The organism is Vagococcus hydrophili (assembly GCF_011304195.1).
Classification (GTDB): domain Bacteria; phylum Bacillota; class Bacilli; order Lactobacillales; family Vagococcaceae; genus Vagococcus; species Vagococcus hydrophili.
In genome coordinates, this window is the sequence record NZ_CP049887.1 from 1,194,298 (window position 1) to 1,215,593 (window position 21,296).

A 21,296-nucleotide genomic window follows, 5' to 3' on the forward strand; every position below is an offset into this window, starting at 1 on the left:
AAAAATATTGGATTATCCGTAATTTTTTTATTACTAGGAATAATATTTTTAGTAGGTAGAAAAAAATAGTAATAATATAGGTTAGTTGTTACTAAAAGTTGTATATGAGATAAAAAGCGATTCTTCAATACTATAATCGCTTCTTTTTAATTGATAGCTTATTATATACATCTACATAAGTAGTATAATAATATGGAATAACAGTTGGGCTGCAGTTGAAAATATGAGGTGAATCAAAATAAACAAAGTTAATAGTTATCTTAAAAATAATTTCAAAAAAATACTAAATATGCTAATTCTATTTTTGATAGCTAATTTAAGTATCAGTTTCTTAGTCAGAATTCCATCAACAAATTGGATGGTTACTATCCTTATTTCGGTATTATTTTTATTCTTCAATTATAGAATTTTAAGGAAAAATAAGTATCTTAAAGAAATGACTATCAAAAAATCCCTATCATTAAGTGATGTAGGAGTAATTGTAGCTTATAGTATGTTTAATTTGATAGTGAGTTATCTTACGGCTGCTAGTTCATCAAAAGTCAGCAATGATGGGGGAACGATAGAATATCATTCTGGTTTTTTACTAATACTAGGAGTGATTATTTTAGCTCCAATATTAGAAGAAATTGTCTTTAGAGGGTTAATGAGGCAACTAATAGCCAATAAATATAACTACATAGTGATCAGCTCATTGTTGTTTTCACTGATCCACTCTCCAGAAAATAGCTATCTTTTTTTAGGTGTTTTTATTAGTGGCATCCTGTTTTCTCTATCATATATTAAAACGAACAACTTAGTGATTCCTATATGTATTCATCTTATTAACAACCTCGTCGCTATTTTTTTGAACTGATCTGAATTTGAAGATATATAACCGGTTATTTCAAGATGTTTTAATCTTGTAAAACCTGAAAGATGATATCTTATTATTACTTAATCAGTGAATGCGAGGGCAAAATAATGAATGGACTAAATTGGTTTATAAACGACAATAAACGTATGGAAGAAGCATTGTTTCTTATTGTAGAACTGTTAATTGATGTGAATCATAGCCAAGAAAATAAAGCGTTAAAATCAATCTTAATGGAGTATAAAGAAGTATTGGCTAATTCAAATCCTTCAGAAATTTTTATTTTAAATCAACTGACCAAGGATATTTCAATGGCTATAGAAAAAGATAATGTATTGTTGTCGGAATATCAAACCCCAAAAATGAGGCATTTAATAAGGATATCAAAAACTAAAGGTGTTTCTTTTGCTGAGAAATACCCCATCAGATACCACTAATTACTTAGTTTATCTGATGGGGTATTTTTAATTTTTTTCATCAACCTAATGAAATATGGATAAGCGTACCAAGTTAAATAAATTGTTGAAATCCCAATAATCGTATGAAGAATAAAACTGTCAATAAACTGTATAACAAAATCATTAATGATATCGCCAATGATAAGTCCTGCTACAGTAACTAAGGCAATTGTACTTTGTTTTTCGTAAGATAACCATGCTTGGATACTGTGTTTCTGTTTCATATTTTAGCCTCCTTTTTACTTGATCACTGTATAATGTTTGGTAAATTTTTTACTAGAAATTAATTGATGATTGGTCGCATCTAAAAAATCTCCCTCATATCCCATGGCGTACATACCGTAGCCACCACAATTTCCAACCACTGTCCCAACTGTTCCTGTTTTTAAGTTGTGAAGGACGGATGGATTTAATGCGGACATTAAAATACGAAGACGATTGTCTGACCAATACAGGTAATTCTTTTTAAAAGCTTCTTTTACCCAGTCAGGTTGCTCCCCTGTTCGACTAATTTCCCAAACATCAACGACTTTATTTTTGTATGTTGCTTTCATGAGACAATCACCTCTTATTATTTTGTTGCTTTATTGTAATAGGAAATAGTGAGATTTGGTAAAGAATATCATGAAGTGTGGAAAAAGAGGTCATGAACTAAACTAAAGGATAAAAATTTAAATTGAAATAAAGATATGATATGATTATATCAATGATTTAAGCTGATTCTGGTTTTATTTTATAATATAAAATATTGTCAAATTATTTTATGGTATAAAATAAAACCACAATAGTCTATAAAAGTTGTGATAGAGGGGGATATTCACGGTGAAGATGCTTGTAGAAAAATTTGAATATTTTTTTAAAAAAAGAATAGGAGATTTGGAGTATATTAAAAATATAACGGAAGATTTATACAAATTACCCAAATTTTACGTAAATAATTTTAATTTATATACTGCGCAATTGATTATTAACGATTCAAAAAAATCTCTAGAGATGACAATTTTAGAGATTAAGAATAATAATTTTACGGATATAAATTTTTTGAAAAAACAAATCTCAAACATTCTTGAATTAGGAGGTGGAAAAGTTGCTGAAAATAATTATGTATTAATTTTTTCTAGCTTGGAAGAAGCGTCACAGCGACTGTTAATCCAAAATAATATACCGTACTATTCTGAAAGAGATCAATCACTGTTTTTACCTTTTATGTATTTAGAATTACATTCTAAATTAGAAATCGAAAGAAGCTTTACACCATCTGAACAGTTGATTATTTGTTATGTAATAGCCAATATAAATGAAAAATTTACTCAAAAAAAATTGGAAACAAGATTAAATCTATCAAAATCAATTATCCAAAAAACGTTAAAAAAATTAGAACGTTTAGAAATACTGGAGAGATCGGGTTACACTCGCAATTTAGAATATAAAAGCATGATGAATCGAGAAGAAACATTCTCTAAAGTGGTAGACTACCTAAGCTCACCAATCAGAAAGAAAGTATACATAGAAAAAAATAATGTTGTCATGAAATTGTTAAAGCAACAAGTGATATCATCTGAATCTGCCCTCTCTCATTTAACATTATATTCCGAGGACAATATTGAGCATTATGCTTTGGAAAAAAATAAATTCAGAGAATTGGAATCTGAATTGAATGAAAATGATATGATTATATTTTCTAGAAAAAATGAAATTGAACTATTAGCTAAATCCATTCCTATAGTAAGTATTGAAGAATGGACGTATGATCCTAATCTAGTAAAGGATCGATTCAATAATATTGATGCTATTTCTTTGTACAAAATATTAGAGAACTCACTAAACCAAGAAGACGATGATTACAGATTGTCACAAGAATTAGAAAACATGATAGAGAGGTACTTAAATGAAGATAAATGAGCAGATCATAAAAAAATTTTCCCAGAAGTTTAATGCCAGTCAAGAAAATTTATCAACGAAGTATGTGTTTATAGGTGGGACAGCCCTAATGCTCTTATCATTAGACTCTGATTTTGAAGAAATTAGAGGAACAAGAGATTATGACATTGTTTTATTGGTCCAAGAAACAGAAGGAAATAAGGAACTATTTGAAAAAATCTGGGAGTATATAGACGAAGGCAGATATGATGTGTTCCAGTCTAAAGAAGGCGTTCCTCAATATTATAGATTCATTAATCCTCAAAATAAGAATGAATATCCTGAACAATTAGAATTTTTTTCTAATTCTCCAGAATTTATGAATGGTCGCAAAGAGAGGTTTACGCCACTACATGCAGATGATGATGTCCAAAGTCTGTCGAGCATTATTATGGATGAGGTTTATTACAATTTTATTTTAAGCCAATGTAAGGTCATTCAAAATGTTAACAGCGTGACAGAGCTAGGATTAATTGTATTAAAAGCTAAAGCTTATAATGATTTGCTGGAAAAGAAGAAAAGTGACAACAAAGTATCTTCAAAAAATATTGATAAACACAAAAAAGATGTGATTAGAGTTTTAGAATTTATTCATCCAGATAATAAATGTGATTTAGAATCGTTTCCAATGATTAAAAATGATATAGCTCTTTTTATCAATAATCTAGAAGCTAATTATACGGATGAAGAAACGATAAAAGTGGGAAGTAGTATTAAAACTAATTTAGAAGAAGTGAGGATAAGTTTAAGAAATCATTTTTATTTAGAGTAATAATAGTTAAATAATTGACTGAATACAAAAAAGAATCCTTATGTACAGGGATTCTTTTTTACTATTAATAAAATTGTACCTTTACCCCCAAACATAAACCTTATAAGGTCTCCCAACCTTCAAGTAAATATTCTCACTCTTCAGCTGTTCTTTCTTTTCCAAATAAGCGACATACTTCCGAATCGAAACATGAGATAACTTCGCTTCATCTGTTAATTCTTGAATCGTAAAAGGTTTATCCATTTGTTTAATGGTTTTAATCACAAAAGCTAGCGTCTCATGAGTGAGGCCTTTTTCTAATTCATCATCACAAGTTTCTTCTTCATATTTTGGTTGGAGAAAGGCGTCGATTTGGTCTTGATCCATCTCATGTTGCCCAAGTTGATCGATTTTTTTCTGATACAAATTCAAACTTTTTTCAAAACGATCATAAGTGAAAGGCTTGATTAAATAATCCAAAACACCAAGATGAAGGCTTTCCTTCACTAAAATCGCTTCTTTAGAGGCGGTAATCAAAATCACATCAATGTCACGTTTTTCTTTTCTTAAATCACTTAAAAGCTGTAGACCGTTCCCATCTTCTAGGTGGATATCAAGTAAAATTAAATCAATAGCCTCCGTTGCCAGAATGTTTCGGCTTTCAGCAATCGTTGAAGAAGCTGAAATGTTAAAAGCAGGGTTCACTTTTTTTAGGTAATTGTTATGAATAAATTGCACCATCGGATCGTCTTCGATAATTAAAATGTGGGTCATAATTAGTCCTCCTTAGAGTAGTCTACACTAAATGATAGGGTCTTGTCTGTAAAATGGAGCTCACTGTGGCGATCTTGGATGAGCTGCTTAAAGTAAAAGGATTGCAAAGTTTCTTGAATTTTCTCCCAATCTTCTCTTGAGAAAAGCTGTTCCTTAAATGAATAAGTAGAGGTTAGAACGTTGTCTTCCCATTCTAAGGATAACTGCAATTCATCAGGTAATTGTCGTTGTAAAAAAGCATGATGAATGTAGCGATAAATGGTAATTAGCTGCGTTCGTTCCTCACTATTATTTAACGGGATTTCTGGGAAAATTTCAATGTGTAAATGGGTTTTAATTTCGGAGAATTTCTGACGTTCTCCAATTAAAAAACTGGCCATCATGGGATCTTTAACTAAAAGAGCCACATAGCGGGAAAATTCTTTCTCAGGTTTTAATAAATCTTCTAAATATACGCCTAATTCTTCGTAAGCTTCTAAATCCACCAAACCGAAAATAACATGGAGTTTATTCATAAATTCGTGGGACTGACTTTGAAGAGCTGAAGCATAAGCTGTTGTATTCGCTAGTTGGTCGGTGACAAATAAAGCTTCTGTGGCATTTCGTAAGAATATAACATAGCCCGTTTTTTGCTCTCTGACCACAATCGGAGCGGCTGAAAACAGATAATCTTGCCCGTGTTGTTGATAGAGTTGTTCCACTTTTTTATCTAAATCGATTTGTTCGAAGTGATATAAAAAGTCTTGCACATCCTTACCGATTAAATTGGTTTGTTGGGTGGTGTATTGATACAAGGTTTGAGCTTGGGCGTTGGCTAAAAGCACTCGACTATTCAAATCAATGACCACAACCGCATCTTTGGTTTCTTCTAACATGGCATTTCTTTCTTCTAATAAAGAAGCAATTTCTCGTGGTTCTAAATTAAGTAAGATGCGTTTTAGGTAGAGAGATAAGGCAAATGCCACGAATAAGCTGACAACTAAACTAAGGATTAAGGAAATTTGATAATCTTTTTGAGATTGTTGAATCATGGTTGATAAAGACGTCATCTTAACACCTAAAGCAATAACCCCAATCTGTTTCTCATCTGAGAAGACAGGGACAAAGGCGCGTAATGACTGACCTAAAGTTCCTTCGTTAATTGAGATATGTTTTTCGCCTTTAAGAGAGGTGACTTCATCTCCTCCTTTAAAATGTCCCCCAATTTTACTTGGATCAGGGTGAGTGAGGCGAATCGCGTCCATATCAATGACAACAATAAAATCCAGTTGGTAATTTTTCGCTAATTGATTCGTGTATTCTTGAAGTTCTTGACTTGTTTCATCTTTTTTAAGTTGATTAATGACTAAGGGATCGCTGGCTAGCTGTTTTCCTGTGGCTAGGAGTAACTTTTCTTCATTATGCTTTACTCGCTTGGCGGCACTTTTCACCACTAAAAAATAAGAGACTGAAATTGATAAAATCAGTGTTGTGACAAATGCTAAGGAAAGTAATGTCCATAAACTAAGCTTTTTTTTCACGAGGATTCCTCCTTTTCGAGTACATTATAGCATTTTCTTTGTTAATTTAATTAGTTGTATTAACTTAAATTAATTAAAAAAAGTATATTTAGAAAAGCGCTTCCAATATAGTAAGGGTGTAAAGACAAAGGAGGAAAACAAATGGATACAAAAGAGCAAAAAGGGTGGAAGAATTTCCAAGTCGGATCTGTTCCATTACCAGTATATATCGTATTATCTTCAGTTATTCTAATAACAGCTTATTTACAACAATTACCAGTAAACATGCTAGGTGGTTTCGCTGTTATCTTAACAATGGGTTGGTTTCTAGGAACGTTAGGAGCAAATATTCCTTATTTAAAAAATTTCGGTGGTCCAGCAATTATGTCATTATTGGTCCCTTCGATCCTAGTATTTTTCAATTTAGTGAATGAGAACGTCTTAAAATCAGCAGATATGTTGATGAAACAAGCAAACTTCTTATACTTTTATATTGCCTGTTTAGTTTGTGGTAGTATCTTAGGTATGAACCGTAAAATCTTGGTTCAAGGTTTAATGAAAATGATTATCCCAATGTTAATCGGTATGATTTTAGCAATGGGTGTTGGTACTCTTGTAGGTGTGGCACTTGGTATGGATTGGAAACACGTTTTATTCTTTATCGTAACACCCGTTTTAGCAGGTGGAATTGGTGAGGGTATCTTACCACTATCACTTGGTTATAGTCAGATTACAGGTATGGGTAGTGAGCAATTAGTTGGTCAATTAATCCCAGCAACTATCATCGGTAACTTCTTTGCGATTGGTTGTTCAGCATTTATTAGTCGGTTAGGTGAGAAAAAACCTCACTTATCAGGTAAAGGTCAATTAGTAAAAGTAGCAGATGGCGTGGATTTAAGTGATGCTTTAGAAGAAGATAAATCACCAATTGATGTAAAATTAATGGGTGCAGGTGTCTTAACAGCATGTACTTTATTCATCATCGGTGGCTTATTACAATACTTAACAGGCTTCCCTGGACCAGTCTTAATGATCGTTGTCGCAGCACTTTTAAAATATATCAATGTTGTTCCAGAAGAAACACAACGTGGCTCTAAACAATTATACAAATTTATCGCAGGTAACTTCACTTTCCCATTAATGGCAGGATTAGGCTTATTATATATTCCGTTAAAAGACGTTGTGGGTGTGTTAACATGGCAATATTTCTTAGTTGTTATTAGTACCGTCTTAACAGTTATTACAACAGGTTTCTTCGTTTCACGTTTCATGAATATGTACCCAGTAGAAGCAGCAATTATCTCAGCGTGTCAAAGTGGAATGGGTGGAACAGGTGACGTTGCGATCCTTAGTACAACTAACCGTATGAACTTAATGCCATTTGCCCAAGTAGCAACAAGACTTGGTGGAGCAATTACCGTAATTACAATGACAGCTATTTTAAGAATGATTTTCTAAATATAAGGAGGAAATAATCATGACAAAAAAAGACGTAAAAGAATTAGCAATCGAGCAAGCAAGAGCAAACGGTGGAAAGCTATCTGTTGAATCAAAAGTTGAAATCAACAATCGTGAAGAATTAAGTATCGCTTATACACCAGGTGTAGCAGCAGTTTCTTCAGCCATTGCGGAAGATAAAAAATTAGCTTACGAATTAACAACTAAAAAGAACACAGTTGCCGTTATCAGTGACGGAACAGCGGTTCTTGGTTTAGGTGATATCGGTCCAGAAGCAGCAATGCCAGTTATGGAAGGAAAAGCAGCTTTATTCAAACGTTTTGCGAATGTGGATTCAGTGCCGATTGTTTTAGCAACAAAAGACACAGAAGAAATTATTCAAGCAGTAAAAATGATTGCTCCAACATTTGGTGGGATTAACTTAGAAGATATTAGTGCTCCACGTTGTTTCGAAATCGAAAAACGTTTAATCGAAGAATTAGATATTCCAGTATTCCACGATGATCAACACGGAACAGCAATCGTTGTTTTAGCAGCACTTTACAACTCATTAAAATTAATCGGTAAATCAATTGATGAAGTTAATGTGGTAGTGAATGGTGGCGGATCAGCTGGTCTTTCAGTAACTCGTAAATTCTTAGCGGCAGGTGTTAAAAATGTAACAGTGGTTGACCGTTTCGGTATTATTTCTGAATCACAAATCGCTGACTTAGCACCACATCATGCGGATATTTCTAAATTAACCAATAGAGAACTGCGTGAAGGCACACTGCAAGATGCTCTTAAAGGGGCAGATGTGTTTGTCGGCGTTTCAGCACCAGGCGTTCTAAATCCTGAGTGGATTAAAGACATGAACGCGAAACCAGTGATTTTCGCTATGGCAAACCCAACACCAGAAATCTTCCCTGACGAAGCATTAGCAGCAGGGGCTTATGTTGTGGGAACGGGACGTAGTGATTTCCCTAACCAAATCAACAACGTGTTAGCATTCCCTGGTATTTTCAGAGGCGCATTAGATTCACGTGCTCGCGATATTACGATTGAGATGCAAATTGCAGCAGCTAAAGGAATTGCTAGTTTGATTTCTGATGAAGAATTATCAACAACAAACATCATTCCAGATCCATTCCAAGAAGGCGTAGCAAAAGTTGTAGCAGAAAGCGTTAGCCAAGCAGTTAAATAAATAAAGAGGTTGTTATAGAAGTGCTCAGCTTCAAGAAATAAGAAGGAAATCACAGAAATTGTTTCTCAAATTTTTGTGATTTTCGGCTTATTTCCGCCGAAGCTACTTCTATAACACCGTTTGTTAATAATAAAGAGGTTGTGACTTATTTTTGTCACAACCTTTTTTTGTACGTTAATCATGCTATGATAAAGATAACTTAAAATAAGAAGGGAACGGATAATTATGAGTTTAGTCATCAATATTACGTATACAGGAGAAAAGGACAATGCTAGAAAATTTGCAGAAGAGATGGTGGCAAAGGGAATCGTTAAAGCGATAAGAGCAGAAGCAGGCAATGAAAAATATGAGTATTATTTTCCAATGGATGACCCAGAATCTGTTTTATTAATTGATAGTTGGTCAAATCAAGAAGCTTTGGATGTTCATCATAAAACAGAGATGATGACCCAAATTGCTGAGTTAAGAAAGAAATACCATTTGAAAATGAAGGTTGAACGTTTTGAACCTACTTTGTAGAATAGGTTAACATTTTTTAGAAATCGCTTTCTTTGGTACAATAAAATAAAAGGAGTGATGACATGAAAATAAGAAAACTTAGTTTGGTTGTGGTTGTCTATAGTTTCATTATTCTTTTAAGTGCTTGTGGGAGTAAACGACCAGAACCCAAAGAGGCTGTTAATGTTTTTATGAATGCTGAGGTTTATGGGAAAGATAAAGATAAGTATGGCGAGTATTTTGGGATGGAACCTGTGGATACGGAAGCTAGTTTGATTTATAGTGTCAAAGAAGGATTAAAACCTGACGTTAACGGCTTGAGCGACGCAGAGGTTAAAAAAATAGCTAATGAATTAAAAAAAGTTATTGAAAAAGAAACCCGTTTTGAGGTAATAGAAGTTAAAGATAAGAAGGATACCGCAACCGCTTATGTGGATGTGTACGGCCTAGATTTAACTGGACTTGATCCTAAAATAGATAAAGTCATGAATGAGGAGATGCAGCAATATTTCAAAGAAAAAGGGGTTAATGTGGCATCTCTAGAAGAGATTGAAAAACTAGAAGATGAGTCAGAGCTAGAAAAAATCGAAAAAATAGTGAAAGAGCCTGATTTTATGACGACTATGACCGAACGTACCTTGTTAAAAATCATTCCAGAATTAAAACAAACAAAAAAAGAGCAAACTGTAGAAATTGGGCTTAAAGTAAATGAAAAGAATAAAAATCAATGGGAAGTTATTGGAGTAGATCCTAAAGTTTTAGAAATTTATGAAAAACTGATGTATGAAAAGGAATAAATAGTAAAGAAACTAGGTTAAACAGAAGCATTTACCTAGTTTCTTTGCAAGTAAAAGCGGTTCATAAAACGTTCTTTATTAGTTCGGTTTAGGGTGATAAACTAGGACTATATTAAATTATTAATTTAACCTCATTATCTTTACAAATAAATTGCCAAAAACTTACAAAAAGTAAGTCTTTTGTTTTGACTAATAAAAAGTAAGTGTGTATAGTGTGATTATCAACAAGAATAAAGGGGAAAAGACAAATGGGATTATTTAAAAAGAAAGAGCCAGAAATCGTTATAAAAGAAGTTATCAAGGAAGTAAAAATTAAAGAAGAGAAAAAACAAGCAGATACATTCGGTATTATCGTAGGTAGTACAAGAGAAGGTCGTGTGAGTCCGCAAGTTGCTGAATATATTTTAAAATTAGCGAAAACACATAGCAATCGTCAATTTGAAATCATTGATATTGCAGATTACAACTTACCGTTTATGGGAGAAGGCGAAGCGAATCCAAAATGGAACGCTAAGATCTCAGAAATGGACGGATTTATCTTCATCGTTCAAGAGTACAATCATGGTATGTCAGCATCATTAAAAAATGCCGTGGATAGTGCTCGTGATGAGTGGTTCAATAAAGCTGCAGGAATTGTGAGTTATGGGTCAGCTGGTGGAATTCGTGCCAGTGAACAATTGAGATTAGTTTTAGCCGAGCAAAAAATTGCGGATGTTAGAACAAACCCAGCCTTTAACTTATTCACTGATTTTGAAAACTTCAGTACCTTCAAACCAGGTGAGCACATGGCTGCGGGTGTAAACGATATGTTAGATGAATTAGTTCTATGGGCAGATGCCTTGAAAAATATTGAAAAATAAAACAAACAACTATATTAGGAGGAAATTATCATGAAATTTGGAATTATTTTAGGAAGTACAAGAGAAGGACGCGTGAGTCCACAAGTTGGAGAATACATCAAAGGGATTGCTTCAAAAAGAGAACATGATTTTGAGATTGTTGACGTCAAAGAGTTTAACTTACCGTTTTTAGGAACAGGTGAAGGAAACCCAGCATGGAATGAAAAAATCAAAGAGTTAGATGGCTACATTATTATTGCCCAAGAGTACAATCACGGATTTTCAGCATCACTTAAAAACGCCATTGATAGTGCTCGTGAAGAGTGGTTCAACAAAGCAGCAGGAATTGTGAGTTACGGATCAGCTGGTGGAGTGCGTGCTAGCGAACAATTAAGACAAGTTTTTGCTGAACAAAAAGTGGCAACCGTTCGTACGAACCCAGCCTTTAACTTATTTACTGATTTTGAAAACTTTAGCACATTTAAACCAGGAGAACATATGGAAGCAGGCGTTAACGACATGTTAGACGAGCTTATTTTATGGTCAGAAGCGTTTAAAACAATTCGCTAATAGTCAGATTTATAATAGAATTATTTTAGAACAAGAGGATGTGATGATAGATATCAGATTCTCTTTTTTTTTTATTGGTTTTATAATGTGTTATCGATCAGTCTGTTTAAACGACAAAAAATAAAAAAAGATGAGTGACTTTTAAGGGTATACTTCATTCATCAGGTAAATAAAAAGAGTAAAAGGTAGGAGGAATAAACAAAAACTTAAAACCAGATATTGAATTTATGACAAGGGGAAAAATTCAAAAAAGCAAACATATTACTTTTAGATTTAATGTAAGTTATCAAATAAAGCCGAAAAAATTATTTAATAATAGACAGTGAACTTTTGGGACACAAAGGAAGGTTACCAAAAGACAAGAAACCAGATGTGGATCAACCAGTAGTGGGAAATCCGCTAGAAGTAAAGTATCAATATATGAATCAACTAGTAAATATGATATTCAGATGACAAAACCAATAGAATTATTATTTCATATAAAAGAAGATCAAGTCGAGATCACTACTTATAAAGAAGATGAAATAATGTCATAGAATTAGTAAATTTTTAATCCTTGGACTATTAAAGATTATTTGTATCAATAAGACAGAAGCTGACAGTTGGGTCAGTTTCTTTTTTTAGGAAGACTGGTGTAATCTAGTCATTTATTTTTATGAAAGATATGCTAAAATGAGTAGATAAATGAAATGTTGGTGATTGAATGAAAAATAAGTTTCATGAAGCTCGAATCGTAGGGTTACTTTTAACTTTTATTGGTGGCGCATTAGATGCCTATACTTACATCCATTATGATGTTTTTGCTTCAGCGCAAACCGGTAATATTATTTTAGCCATTATTCAAGCTTTTGACGGACAATGGGGAAGTGTTGGAAAAAAAGCTATTTCTACTTGCTTCTTTTTAGTAGGTATTATCCTAGCTAAGTTTTTAATTGATTATTTCTATCAAAAAAAAATTCACTATTGGCGACTGTTCGTCTTATATTACGAAGCCGTGTTTTTCTTTATTATTAGTTTACCTATGATTAATAAAAAACAGACACTAGTAACGATATTAATTGCATTCACTGCAGCAATCCAGTGGGTTGTTTTTGATAAAATTGATGGTCGAGCCTATACTAATCTTTTTACAACAGGTAATTTAAAAGGAATGGCAACTAATTTATATGAGTATTCAAAAACTAAGGAAACAAAAGATAAAGAAGCTTTCTTGCATTTTTTTAGAGTGGTTTTAGCATTTATTAGTGGTGCTGTGATCTCTATTTATAGCTATCAAATGCTAGGTGGCAAAGCCATATTGTTAGTCTCTGGTCTTTTTTTCTTATTAGCATTGTATGAATCCGTTCTGATGATTCATTTCTATCGTAGTAATCAATTATTTTAATAGTAGAATATGTAGAGTAAATAGGGTGGGGCAAAATTCGTTTTACCCCTGACTATTAGAGCGTATTCGTATAAATAAGACAGAGGCTGACATTTTGGTTAGTCTCTTTTTTTTGCTTACAAAAGATAAGTCTTTTTGGTTTACTTTTTGTAAGTAAGGATGTAAGATATAAACAAGTTAAGAGATTGAAATCTCTTTTAAAAAAAATAATTATCTCGAATTCGAGATAAAAAGGGTGATAGTCATGAATCGAAGAGATCAAGCATTAGGATCTTTCATTGGTTTAATGAGAGGTAGTAGTAAATTAGAAAAAATCGTTAAAAAAGATGTGGCGTGTTATCAATTGAACTTAACAGAGTTTTCTGTGATGGAATTATTGTTTCATAAAGGAAAGCAAACCACTCAAGGCATTAAAGAAAAAATATTAATAGCTAGTAGTAGTACAACATACGTGATTGATCAATTAGAAAAAAAATCATACGTCGATCGTCTAGTAGATAGTGAAGATAAGCGAGTGACTTTTGTAACTTTATCACAAAAAGGTCAGAAATTAATGGAAGAAATTTTTCCAACTCACGCTAAAACGATTGAAACAAGTTTTTCAGGATTGAATGATAACGAGTTAGAACAACTATTAAAACTGTTAGCTAAATTAAATCGAACACTAGATAAACAATAAATTAAAAGAAGAGGGATTTATTATGAGAAAACAAGATCAACCATTGGGAATTCACCATGTAACAGCAATGACAAGTGATGTCAAAAGAAATTATGATTTTTTTACTAAAATTCTAGGAATGAGATTGGTTAAAAAAACAGTCAATCAAGATGATATTCAAACTTATCATACTTATTACGCAGATGATTACGGTACACCAGGTACAACGATGACATTCTTTGATTTTCCTAACAATCCTAAAGGGGTGAAAGGAACAAATGCTATTACGAAGTCAGGGTTTAGAGTACCTAATGATGCCGCTTTAGTATATTACAAAAAACGCTTTGAAGAATTTAAAGTAAATCACGGGGAAATTAGTGAAGAGTTTGGTGTAAAAGTTTTACCATTCTGGGATGAAGATGAGCAAAGTTATCAATTGATTTCAGATGAAAATAATCAAGGGATGAAACCTGGTATTCCGTGGAAAAATGGACTAGTACCAGCTGAGTATGCTATCTATGGATTAGGTACAGCAGAAATGACAGTGAGCTATATGGATCAGTTTAAACCTTTGATGGAGAATATTTTTTCTTTCAAAGAAATTGCCCGAGAAGGTAATCGTTATTTAATGGAAGTTGGAGAAGGTGGTAACGGAGCTAGAGTTATCTTAGTGGATGATCAAGACTCTAAAGATGCTTTACAAGGGTACGGAGAAGTCCACCATATCGCTTTTAGAATGAAAGATAGAGAATCATTAAATGTTTGGCAAAAACTATTTGAAGAATTGGGTTTACCTAACTCAGGCTATGTGAATCGTTTTTATTTTGAATCACTTTATGTGAGAATAGGGCACATTTTAGTGGAGTTAGCAACAGACGAGCCAGGTTTTATGGAAGACGAACCTTATGAAACACTTGGAGAAAGTTTATCCCTACCACCATTTTTAGAAAACAAAAGAGACTATATCGAAGGAGCTATTAAACCTTTTGATACAAAAAGATAAGGAGAATGCAGTATGGAATCAATTAGAAGAATTCATCATATTTCAGCCATTGTAGGAGAACCAAAAGATAATGTTAGATTTTATGAAACCATATTAAAATTAAGACTAGTCAAACAAACTGTTAATTTTGATGAACCAGAAACGTATCATTTGTACTATGGTAACGATTTGGCAGAGCCAGGAACTTTAATCACATTCTTTCCTTGGTCAACAACGAGTCGAGGTCGAGTAGGTAGTGGTCAAGTTGGCAGAATTGCTTTTAGAATTCCTAAAGGAGCAATGAGTTATTGGAATGAGCGATTAACATCATTTGATATTAATTTCGAGATTAGTCAGATGTTTAATCGACCAACGATGTCATTTGAAGATAGTCACGGTTTAGCTATTGCCTTAGTAGAAGGTGAGGAAGAATCAAAAGATACTAGGATTTTAGGCTTTCACGGAACAGCTCTTTTATCAAGTCAACCAAAAGATACAATGGAGACGTTAAGAGATGACTTAGGATTACAATTAGTTTTAGAAAACGAAGATTCTTTTCATCTAGAAACAGTAGGGCCAGAAAAACATCATATTATTGTTCCAAAAGAAAAATTACCTAGAGGTCGCTTTGGCGTTGGAACAGTCCATCATATTGCTTGGTCTGTTCCAGATGATAACGCACATCGAGAATGGCAAACGTACCTTTTTGAAGAAAAATATGGCGTGACAGAAATCAAAGATCGTCAGTATTTCAAAGCTATTTACTTTGTTGAAAAAGGAAACGTCGTCTTTGAAATTGCAACAGACGGTCCAGGATTTACGATAAATGAATCTTTAGAAGAATTAGGTCAAAACTTAATGTTACCACCACAGTATGAGTACATGAGAGAAGCATTGGTGAAGAGTTTGTTACCACTTCGAGATGAGGAGTTAACCCATGATATCGATTAAACCCAGCGAGATGAGTGAACGAGATAATTACAAATTTTTGATTGGATCAATCATTCCACGCCCCGTTGCGGTTGTTAGTAGTGTATCTAGTGAGGGAGTGGTTAACATCGCTCCCTTTAGCTACTTTAATATTGTAACCTCTAATCCACCTATTATTTCTTTAGGAATTCAGAGAAAAAACGGTGTGATGAAGGATACGACAAGAAATATATTAGAAAATAAAGAAGCTGTTGTTCATATTGCTGATGAAGATAATATTGAAGACATTAATGAAACAGCTGCTAATTTAAAGCACGATGAAAGTGAACTAGACAGAACTAGATGGACGTTGTCTCCTGCTGAAGAAATAAAAGTACCACTACTGAATGAATTGAAAATAAAGATGGAAGTTAGTTTATATCAGCATATTCCTATTGATGATGAGGGTAGTGTGACAGCTGATTTATTATTATTAAGAGTAGAAAAGTATCATATTCAAGAAAATCTATATCAAGATGGACGAATTAATCCTGATCTACTAAAACCAATGAGTCGTTTAGCGGGAAATGACTATGGTAAGTTAGGCGAAAGAGTAAGGATAGCACGTCCAGAGTAAGGAGGTTACTATATGGAACACATTATTAAACAAGGCAAAAACCATGAACCCATTTTAGTTCTTTTACATGGAACAGGAGGTAATGAGCAGTCATTACTAGATGTAGGGAATGGTTTAAACGAACAAGCAACGTTAATAGGCGTTAGAGGAAACGTGTTAGAAAATGACTATCCTCGCTTTTTTAAACGGCTACAAGAAGGAATGTTTGATGAAGAAGATCTTGAAGAACGAGCAATTGAACTTCATGAATGGTTGCAAGAAACTTTAGAGAAAAATAACTATGACAAAGAACAAGTGGTGTTAGTAGGCTATTCTAACGGTGCAAATATCGGTGTTCGTTTGTTGCTAGATTATCCAAATTTTTATCAAAAGGCCATTTTGTTTCATCCGATGTATCCAGTGGTTGTTGACGATAAGCAAGACTTGAGTCAAACTCAAATTTTCATGACGATGGGTGAGAAAGATCCGATTGTTTCAATGTTTGAGAGTTATCGTGTGGCTGAGATGTTAAAGGATAGAGGAGCTCATATTATTGAAGAATGGACACTGAGTCATCAATTAACATACTTAGAAGTTGAACGAGCAAAAGAGTGGTTGAATAAAAAAGAGTGGTAAAAATAAGGAAGAGACTGACAAGGATTTTGTCAGTCTCTTTTAATTTTTTAGTAGTTAAAGAATAAGGGCAATAAAAAATCATTTTATTGTTTATTTAGTTGGGAACAAAGAAATGGGGAGTTTATTTGTATATCTAAATAAATAAAATGATTCATTTGTTTAACTTGTAACAAGTACAAGTTAGTAATAAGAGTTGATACTTATATTTTAATTGTATAGACATGAAATATAAGTCCTTTATTTTCTTATTTAGAACAAAATTCGTATTAATAAAATTATCAAACAAAAAAAGTTCGTTAATAGAACGTTTTAGTATATAATTAGAGAAACGTAGAGAGGTGAATGAGATGAGTCAAAATTATTTTGTATCTTATGAAAAAGTGACAAAACTTCAGAAGAAGAGTTTTAATAATCTGACATGTTTTTTTATTGCTAAAGGTAGTGCCATCATAGCGGTGAATAATAAGAAATTAACTATTCATCCAGGCGATTTTATTTTTATTAATATGCATGATATAGCTGAGGTAGTTACATTGCTAACACCAGAAGTTCAAACATTTAAGTTATCAGTTTCTAATATCTATCTATTAAATCGTTACGAAGGCTATCTTTCAAGTCGGTTTAATTGTCACTCACAATTAACAGGTGCAGATGATGAGTACTTTGTTAAACAATTAAAACAATCATTGTCTCAGTTAATTATTCACTATTTTAGTGCGGATAAAACCAAACATTTGAAAACTGGTATTCATCTCCAAGAAATGTTATTGATATTAATAGAACATTTTCAAGTTAATATTTTTACTAGTCAACATTTCAGGTATTCTGAGCAATTAAATGAAGCGATGGATTATATGAGATTAAATTTTAAAGAACCAATAAAGTTAGAAGATGTTGCCAAAATATGTTTTATGTCACCGTCTACTTTATCCAGGGTGTTTCAACAACAAATTGGTATTAAATTCAATACGTACTTAAATGAACTCAGAATACAAATGAGTTTAAATGATTTACTGTATGCACAGTACCCTATTGATAAGTTAGCTATAAATTACGGATTTTCAAACAGCAAAACATATCGAAGTCAATTTAAGCGATTGTTTGAAGTATCCCCTACAGAATATAAAAAAAGTTTTTTTAGTAAAGAAAAGACCAACAGTAATAGTCGTTACTTAAATACCAGCGAGGCTTCGTTAAAAAAAGAAGAGCTGGACATTTTATTAGAGTATGTTGATTTCCAACCAGAAACTTCTTATTTTACAGAATCAAGAGGGCAAAAGGCAACGCTTCAAATTGAGTCTGAACACGTAAAGGATCAAAGTCACTCTAATGTGATAGTGCATATTAATAGTTTAGAAGATTTGTTTTTTGATGAAATTAAGAACCAAGTGATGATGATTAAGAATGATATAGGATGCCATTATATTGGGGTAAGTAACTTATTTAAAATTGTTCCAAGTTCTTATACAGTATTTGAGCAAACTAAATTGGCGCAATTTTCGCCATTCAGTCGTTTTGATATGGCTATAGATTTTTTGAGACAAAATAATTTTGGTATATATTATCAGTTGTCATTACCTGACTATGAACAAGTTTCAAGTTTCTATAGTAAAGATCATCAAGAATTTTTTAAGTATATTGAATATATGACAAAAAATGAATTTTTACCGAGTTGGCGAATTGTTTTACAATTTGAAAAGACGGAAATAAGGAAAAGTGTTGGAACGTTTAAAAAATTATACGATAGAATAAAACGGATTAATCCTAAAATAAGTGTCGGTGTAGATTTACCTTTTGGCTACCCAGAATATAGTTTTGATAGTGAAGCTGAGGAACAACTCTTTCGGGAGGAAGTCCTAAAAAAAGCTGAATTTATTTCTTATAAATCAGAACCCAATTATTCAATTGATGAACCGGATTTAAGTCGTTTTGAATTGTTTTCAGCTAAAGATATTCAATCAGCTAAGAATCGATTGAAGAGCTGGGGCTTTGATTTGCCTTTTATATTGTCAGAGTGGAATACATTAACAGGAGACACGCGTTATAAAAATAGTTATTTTTTCAGGGGAGCATTAATTGTTCATGACTTAGCAAAAATAGAATCACTAGTGGATAGCTATGGTTTTTGGTTGAATACCTTCCTATTTGAAGAAAAACACCATAGTGCAGAATCAGTTAGATTTGATGGACTAGAATTATTGCATTATTATAATTGTCGCAGACCCGTTTATTTTGCTTTAAGCTTATACAGACGTTTAAGAGGGAAAGTGATTGCTACAGGGAGTCATTTTATTCTGACAACGTATAATGGTCATTATCAATTATTAACCTGGAATGCACAATATTTTTCTCCAAATTTAAGTTTAAATGAAAATTATTTAAAGGATAAAACATTATCACTAGAGATTACAAGTCCAAATGTTCCAAATGGATTGTATCAGGTAAAGAAATTAACTCTAAGTAAAGATCATGGAGCTGTGTCTTATTCTTATGATCGTTTCTCTAGTCAACAGATTTTAGATCAAGAGGCACATGAATACCTTTCACATGTGACCCATCCTAAAATGGATGTGTTTGATCAAAAATTTATTGATGGTTTGCATTTGAAATGTTTTCTAGAACCTAATGATGTTTGTTTATTTGAATTTTTAAAATTAGAAGAAGTGGACTGATAGGCAAGTTCACTTCTTTTTTGTAATTATTCGAAGGGTTAATGTATGTTATTATGTGTTTGTAGGTGCTAACGTTAATTTACTGACTATAAAAACACTTAGTATGAAAAATGAAAACGAAATTGTTTTTTTATGATGTGAAAAAGGGGGTATCATGAGGAAAATTGTTTGGATTTAGCAATTAATATTAAACTAATGAAATAGAAATGTTATTCTACACTTGTTTTAGAAAACAAAGGATGTTTTTTGTTAAAAAATTTAAAGGAGGAGTTAGAGGATGAATAAGAGAAGGTGGGTAGCTGTTGGTATTGCGGCAGCTTTGTTATTATTGTCATTGGTTACGGCGTTTATTCCTGGCAAAGATCTAAGTGAAGAAGAAGCTCCTAACACATTAAAAGGTTTAAACAAAGTGTTTTATGGATCCAATGAATTAACAGAGGAAGTTTTAGAAGAAGGTGTAAAGGGAGATAAAATAGTGAAACTCTCAGTAGAGGGTGGCATTATGGATTCTGGTGAAAGTAGTATATTTAGTAAAGAAACATACAATCACCAAAACTTCTTAACACAACTCAAAAAAATTCAGGAAGATAGAACAATCAAAGGTGTTTTATTAGAAGTCAATTCACCTGGTGGCGGAGTGTATGAAAGTGCAGAAATTGCCAAAGAATTAGATAAAATCAAAGCGAAAAAAATACCCATTTACGCATCATTTAAAAACATGGCTGCAAGTGGAGGCTATTATATTTCTGCTAATTCAGATAAAATATTTGCTACTGAAGAAACAACAACAGGTTCAATTGGTGTGATTATTTCAGGATTAAATATTTCAGGATTGCTTGATAAGTTAGGAATTGAAGATAGTACTCATAAGAGCGGGGCATTAAAAGATATGATGTCGTCAAACAGAAAGCCAACTGAAGAAGACAACAAAGTGATTCAAGATTTTGTGATGAGTTCTTATGAGAGGTTCGTAAATATTGTAGCTAAAGGTCGTAAGATGGATGTGGTAGAAGTGAAAAAAATAGCGGATGGTCGTATTTATGATGGTAATCAAGCGCTAAAAATTGGTTTAATTGATGAACTGGGTTATCCGGAAGATGCTTTAGCAGCACTAAAAAAGGATAAAAAATTAGAAGATGCGACGGTAGTTAGTTATAACAATGAAGTAAAGAGCTTTGCTTCGTCATGGCTAGGAGTCAAAGTCGCAGAGTGGCAAGGGTTAAAAGCGACACAGTCGAATGAGATTATTTCAGTCCTTGAAAAGATGGGGAGTTCTGAAGCACCAAAACCAATGTATTATTATGGAGGTTACTAAGATGGAAGAATTAGTAGAGTTTAATGAGCTTATTCAAGAAGAAGTTCCTCAAAAAATCAACGACTTTCCTAATTATTTCTATGCAGGATTTTGGACACGCTTATTGGCTTTTTGGGTGGATTTGATTTGCATAAGCATCGTAACAGGTGGGACAATTGGTTTAGTTTATAAAATTCAAGGATTTGAAACGAGTCATTCATTGATTACGATTTATGGAATTACTTCTTTAATCATCTACTTGGCGTATTTTACGTTATTGACCAAGTTAAATGATGGACAAACCCTAGGAAAAATGATTTTTGGTATCAAGGTAGTTAGTTTGGAAGAAGAAACATTAAGTTGGCAAACCGTATTAATTCGAGAAGGTGTCTGTCGGTTTATTCTACAAACGTTTATTTTGGGCTTAGGCTATCTAGTAGCAGCTTTTACGCCGAGAAAGCAACATGTGGGTGATTATTTTTCAGGGACAAGTGTGGTTATTATTAATATGGTCAAAGCTTCAAATAATGAAACAAAATAAAAGG

23 protein-coding genes are annotated in these 21,296 nt (G+C 32.8%); 19 read left to right on the forward strand and 4 right to left on the reverse strand.

Annotated features, from left to right (window positions below; all coding sequences use genetic code 11):
* Window positions 1-493: 493 nt before the first annotated feature.
* Window positions 494-856 carry a CPBP family intramembrane glutamic endopeptidase gene (locus G7082_RS15220; RefSeq protein WP_166034236.1) on the forward strand — a complete coding sequence of 121 codons (363 nt, stop codon included), beginning with the start codon at window positions 494-496 and terminating at the stop codon, window positions 854-856.
* 107 nt (window positions 857-963) lie between these two features.
* On the forward strand, window positions 964-1,290 hold the full coding sequence (locus G7082_RS05965; protein ID WP_166034237.1) for a bacteriocin immunity family protein: 327 nt from the start codon (window positions 964-966) through the stop codon (window positions 1,288-1,290).
* Here G7082_RS05965 and G7082_RS05970 read toward each other — a convergent pair.
* Complete coding sequence (locus tag G7082_RS05970) at window positions 1,287-1,535, reverse strand: hypothetical protein (RefSeq protein WP_166034238.1); 249 nt, start codon at window positions 1,533-1,535, stop codon at window positions 1,287-1,289. The genes G7082_RS05965 and G7082_RS05970 overlap by 4 nt on opposite strands.
* A gap of 15 nt (window positions 1,536-1,550) precedes the next feature.
* On the reverse strand, window positions 1,551-1,865 hold the full coding sequence (locus tag G7082_RS05975) for a hypothetical protein (protein ID WP_166034239.1): 315 nt from the start codon (window positions 1,863-1,865) through the stop codon (window positions 1,551-1,553).
* 268 nt (window positions 1,866-2,133) lie between these two features.
* Here G7082_RS05975 and G7082_RS05980 point away from each other — a divergent pair, with 268 nt between their 5' ends.
* Complete coding sequence (locus tag G7082_RS05980) at window positions 2,134-3,213, forward strand: MarR family transcriptional regulator (protein WP_166034240.1); 1,080 nt, start codon at window positions 2,134-2,136, stop codon at window positions 3,211-3,213.
* Window positions 3,200-4,003, forward strand: coding sequence for a hypothetical protein (locus tag G7082_RS05985; RefSeq protein ID WP_166034241.1), 804 nt, complete (start codon window positions 3,200-3,202; stop codon window positions 4,001-4,003). The genes G7082_RS05980 and G7082_RS05985 overlap by 14 nt, the downstream gene beginning before the upstream one ends.
* An 81-nt stretch (window positions 4,004-4,084) precedes the next feature.
* On the opposite strand, the gene G7082_RS05990 is transcribed toward G7082_RS05985, so the two are convergent.
* Complete coding sequence (locus G7082_RS05990) at window positions 4,085-4,756, reverse strand: response regulator (protein WP_166034242.1); 672 nt, start codon at window positions 4,754-4,756, stop codon at window positions 4,085-4,087.
* Window positions 4,757-4,758: 2 nt separating this feature from the next.
* Window positions 4,759-6,276, reverse strand: a complete 1,518-nt coding sequence (locus tag G7082_RS05995) for a Spo0B domain-containing protein (protein ID WP_166034243.1) — start codon at window positions 6,274-6,276, stop codon at window positions 4,759-4,761.
* A 141-nt stretch (window positions 6,277-6,417) separates the two neighbouring features.
* Between G7082_RS05995 and G7082_RS06000 the strand changes: the two genes are divergently transcribed.
* The 15 genes from G7082_RS06000 (at window position 6,418) to G7082_RS06070 (ending at window position 21,292) form a co-directional block, all read left to right on the forward strand.
* A complete protein-coding gene (locus tag G7082_RS06000; RefSeq protein ID WP_166034244.1) occupies window positions 6,418-7,713 on the forward strand; it encodes a 2-hydroxycarboxylate transporter family protein in 1,296 nt (431 codons plus the stop codon).
* A gap of 19 nt (window positions 7,714-7,732) precedes the next feature.
* Window positions 7,733-8,896 (forward strand): NAD(P)-dependent malic enzyme, encoded by a 1,164-nt coding sequence (locus G7082_RS06005; protein ID WP_166034245.1) that lies wholly within the window; start codon window positions 7,733-7,735, stop codon window positions 8,894-8,896.
* 225 nt (window positions 8,897-9,121) lie between these two features.
* Window positions 9,122-9,415, forward strand: a complete 294-nt coding sequence (locus G7082_RS06010; RefSeq protein WP_166034246.1) for a putative quinol monooxygenase — start codon at window positions 9,122-9,124, stop codon at window positions 9,413-9,415.
* Window positions 9,416-9,477: 62 nt separating this feature from the next.
* On the forward strand, window positions 9,478-10,191 hold the full coding sequence (locus tag G7082_RS06015) for a DUF5105 domain-containing protein (protein ID WP_166034247.1): 714 nt from the start codon (window positions 9,478-9,480) through the stop codon (window positions 10,189-10,191).
* Window positions 10,192-10,439: 248 nt separating this feature from the next.
* Complete coding sequence (locus G7082_RS06020) at window positions 10,440-11,051, forward strand: NADPH-dependent FMN reductase (protein ID WP_166034248.1); 612 nt, start codon at window positions 10,440-10,442, stop codon at window positions 11,049-11,051.
* A gap of 30 nt (window positions 11,052-11,081) precedes the next feature.
* Window positions 11,082-11,600: an NADPH-dependent FMN reductase gene (locus G7082_RS06025; protein WP_166034249.1), complete on the forward strand. Its 519-nt coding sequence runs from the start codon at window positions 11,082-11,084 to the stop codon at window positions 11,598-11,600.
* 703 nt (window positions 11,601-12,303) lie between these two features.
* On the forward strand, window positions 12,304-12,984 hold the full coding sequence (locus G7082_RS06030) for a YoaK family protein (protein WP_166034250.1): 681 nt from the start codon (window positions 12,304-12,306) through the stop codon (window positions 12,982-12,984).
* A 244-nt stretch (window positions 12,985-13,228) separates the two neighbouring features.
* On the forward strand, window positions 13,229-13,663 hold the full coding sequence (locus G7082_RS06035) for a MarR family winged helix-turn-helix transcriptional regulator (RefSeq protein WP_166034251.1): 435 nt from the start codon (window positions 13,229-13,231) through the stop codon (window positions 13,661-13,663).
* Between the two features lie 22 nt (window positions 13,664-13,685).
* Window positions 13,686-14,645, forward strand: a complete 960-nt coding sequence (locus tag G7082_RS06040) for a ring-cleaving dioxygenase (protein WP_166034252.1) — start codon at window positions 13,686-13,688, stop codon at window positions 14,643-14,645.
* Between the two features lie 12 nt (window positions 14,646-14,657).
* Entirely contained in the window at window positions 14,658-15,575 is a 918-nt protein-coding gene (locus tag G7082_RS06045; protein ID WP_166034253.1) for a VOC family protein, read from the forward strand.
* On the forward strand, window positions 15,562-16,170 hold the full coding sequence (locus tag G7082_RS06050; RefSeq protein WP_166034254.1) for a flavin reductase family protein: 609 nt from the start codon (window positions 15,562-15,564) through the stop codon (window positions 16,168-16,170). Before G7082_RS06045 ends, G7082_RS06050 begins: the two co-directional genes overlap by 14 nt.
* Window positions 16,171-16,182: 12 nt before the next feature.
* Window positions 16,183-16,785 (forward strand): alpha/beta hydrolase, encoded by a 603-nt coding sequence (locus G7082_RS06055; protein ID WP_166034255.1) that lies wholly within the window; start codon window positions 16,183-16,185, stop codon window positions 16,783-16,785.
* A 347-nt stretch (window positions 16,786-17,132) separates the two neighbouring features.
* A complete protein-coding gene (locus G7082_RS06060) occupies window positions 17,133-19,457 on the forward strand; it encodes a helix-turn-helix domain-containing protein (RefSeq protein ID WP_166034256.1) in 2,325 nt (774 codons plus the stop codon).
* A gap of 277 nt (window positions 19,458-19,734) precedes the next feature.
* Window positions 19,735-20,772, forward strand: coding sequence for a signal peptide peptidase SppA (sppA, locus tag G7082_RS06065; protein WP_166034257.1), 1,038 nt, complete (start codon window positions 19,735-19,737; stop codon window positions 20,770-20,772).
* 1 nt (window position 20,773) lies between these two features.
* Window positions 20,774-21,292, forward strand: coding sequence for an RDD family protein (locus G7082_RS06070; RefSeq protein WP_166034258.1), 519 nt, complete (start codon window positions 20,774-20,776; stop codon window positions 21,290-21,292).
* Window positions 21,293-21,296: the final 4 nt, after the last annotated feature.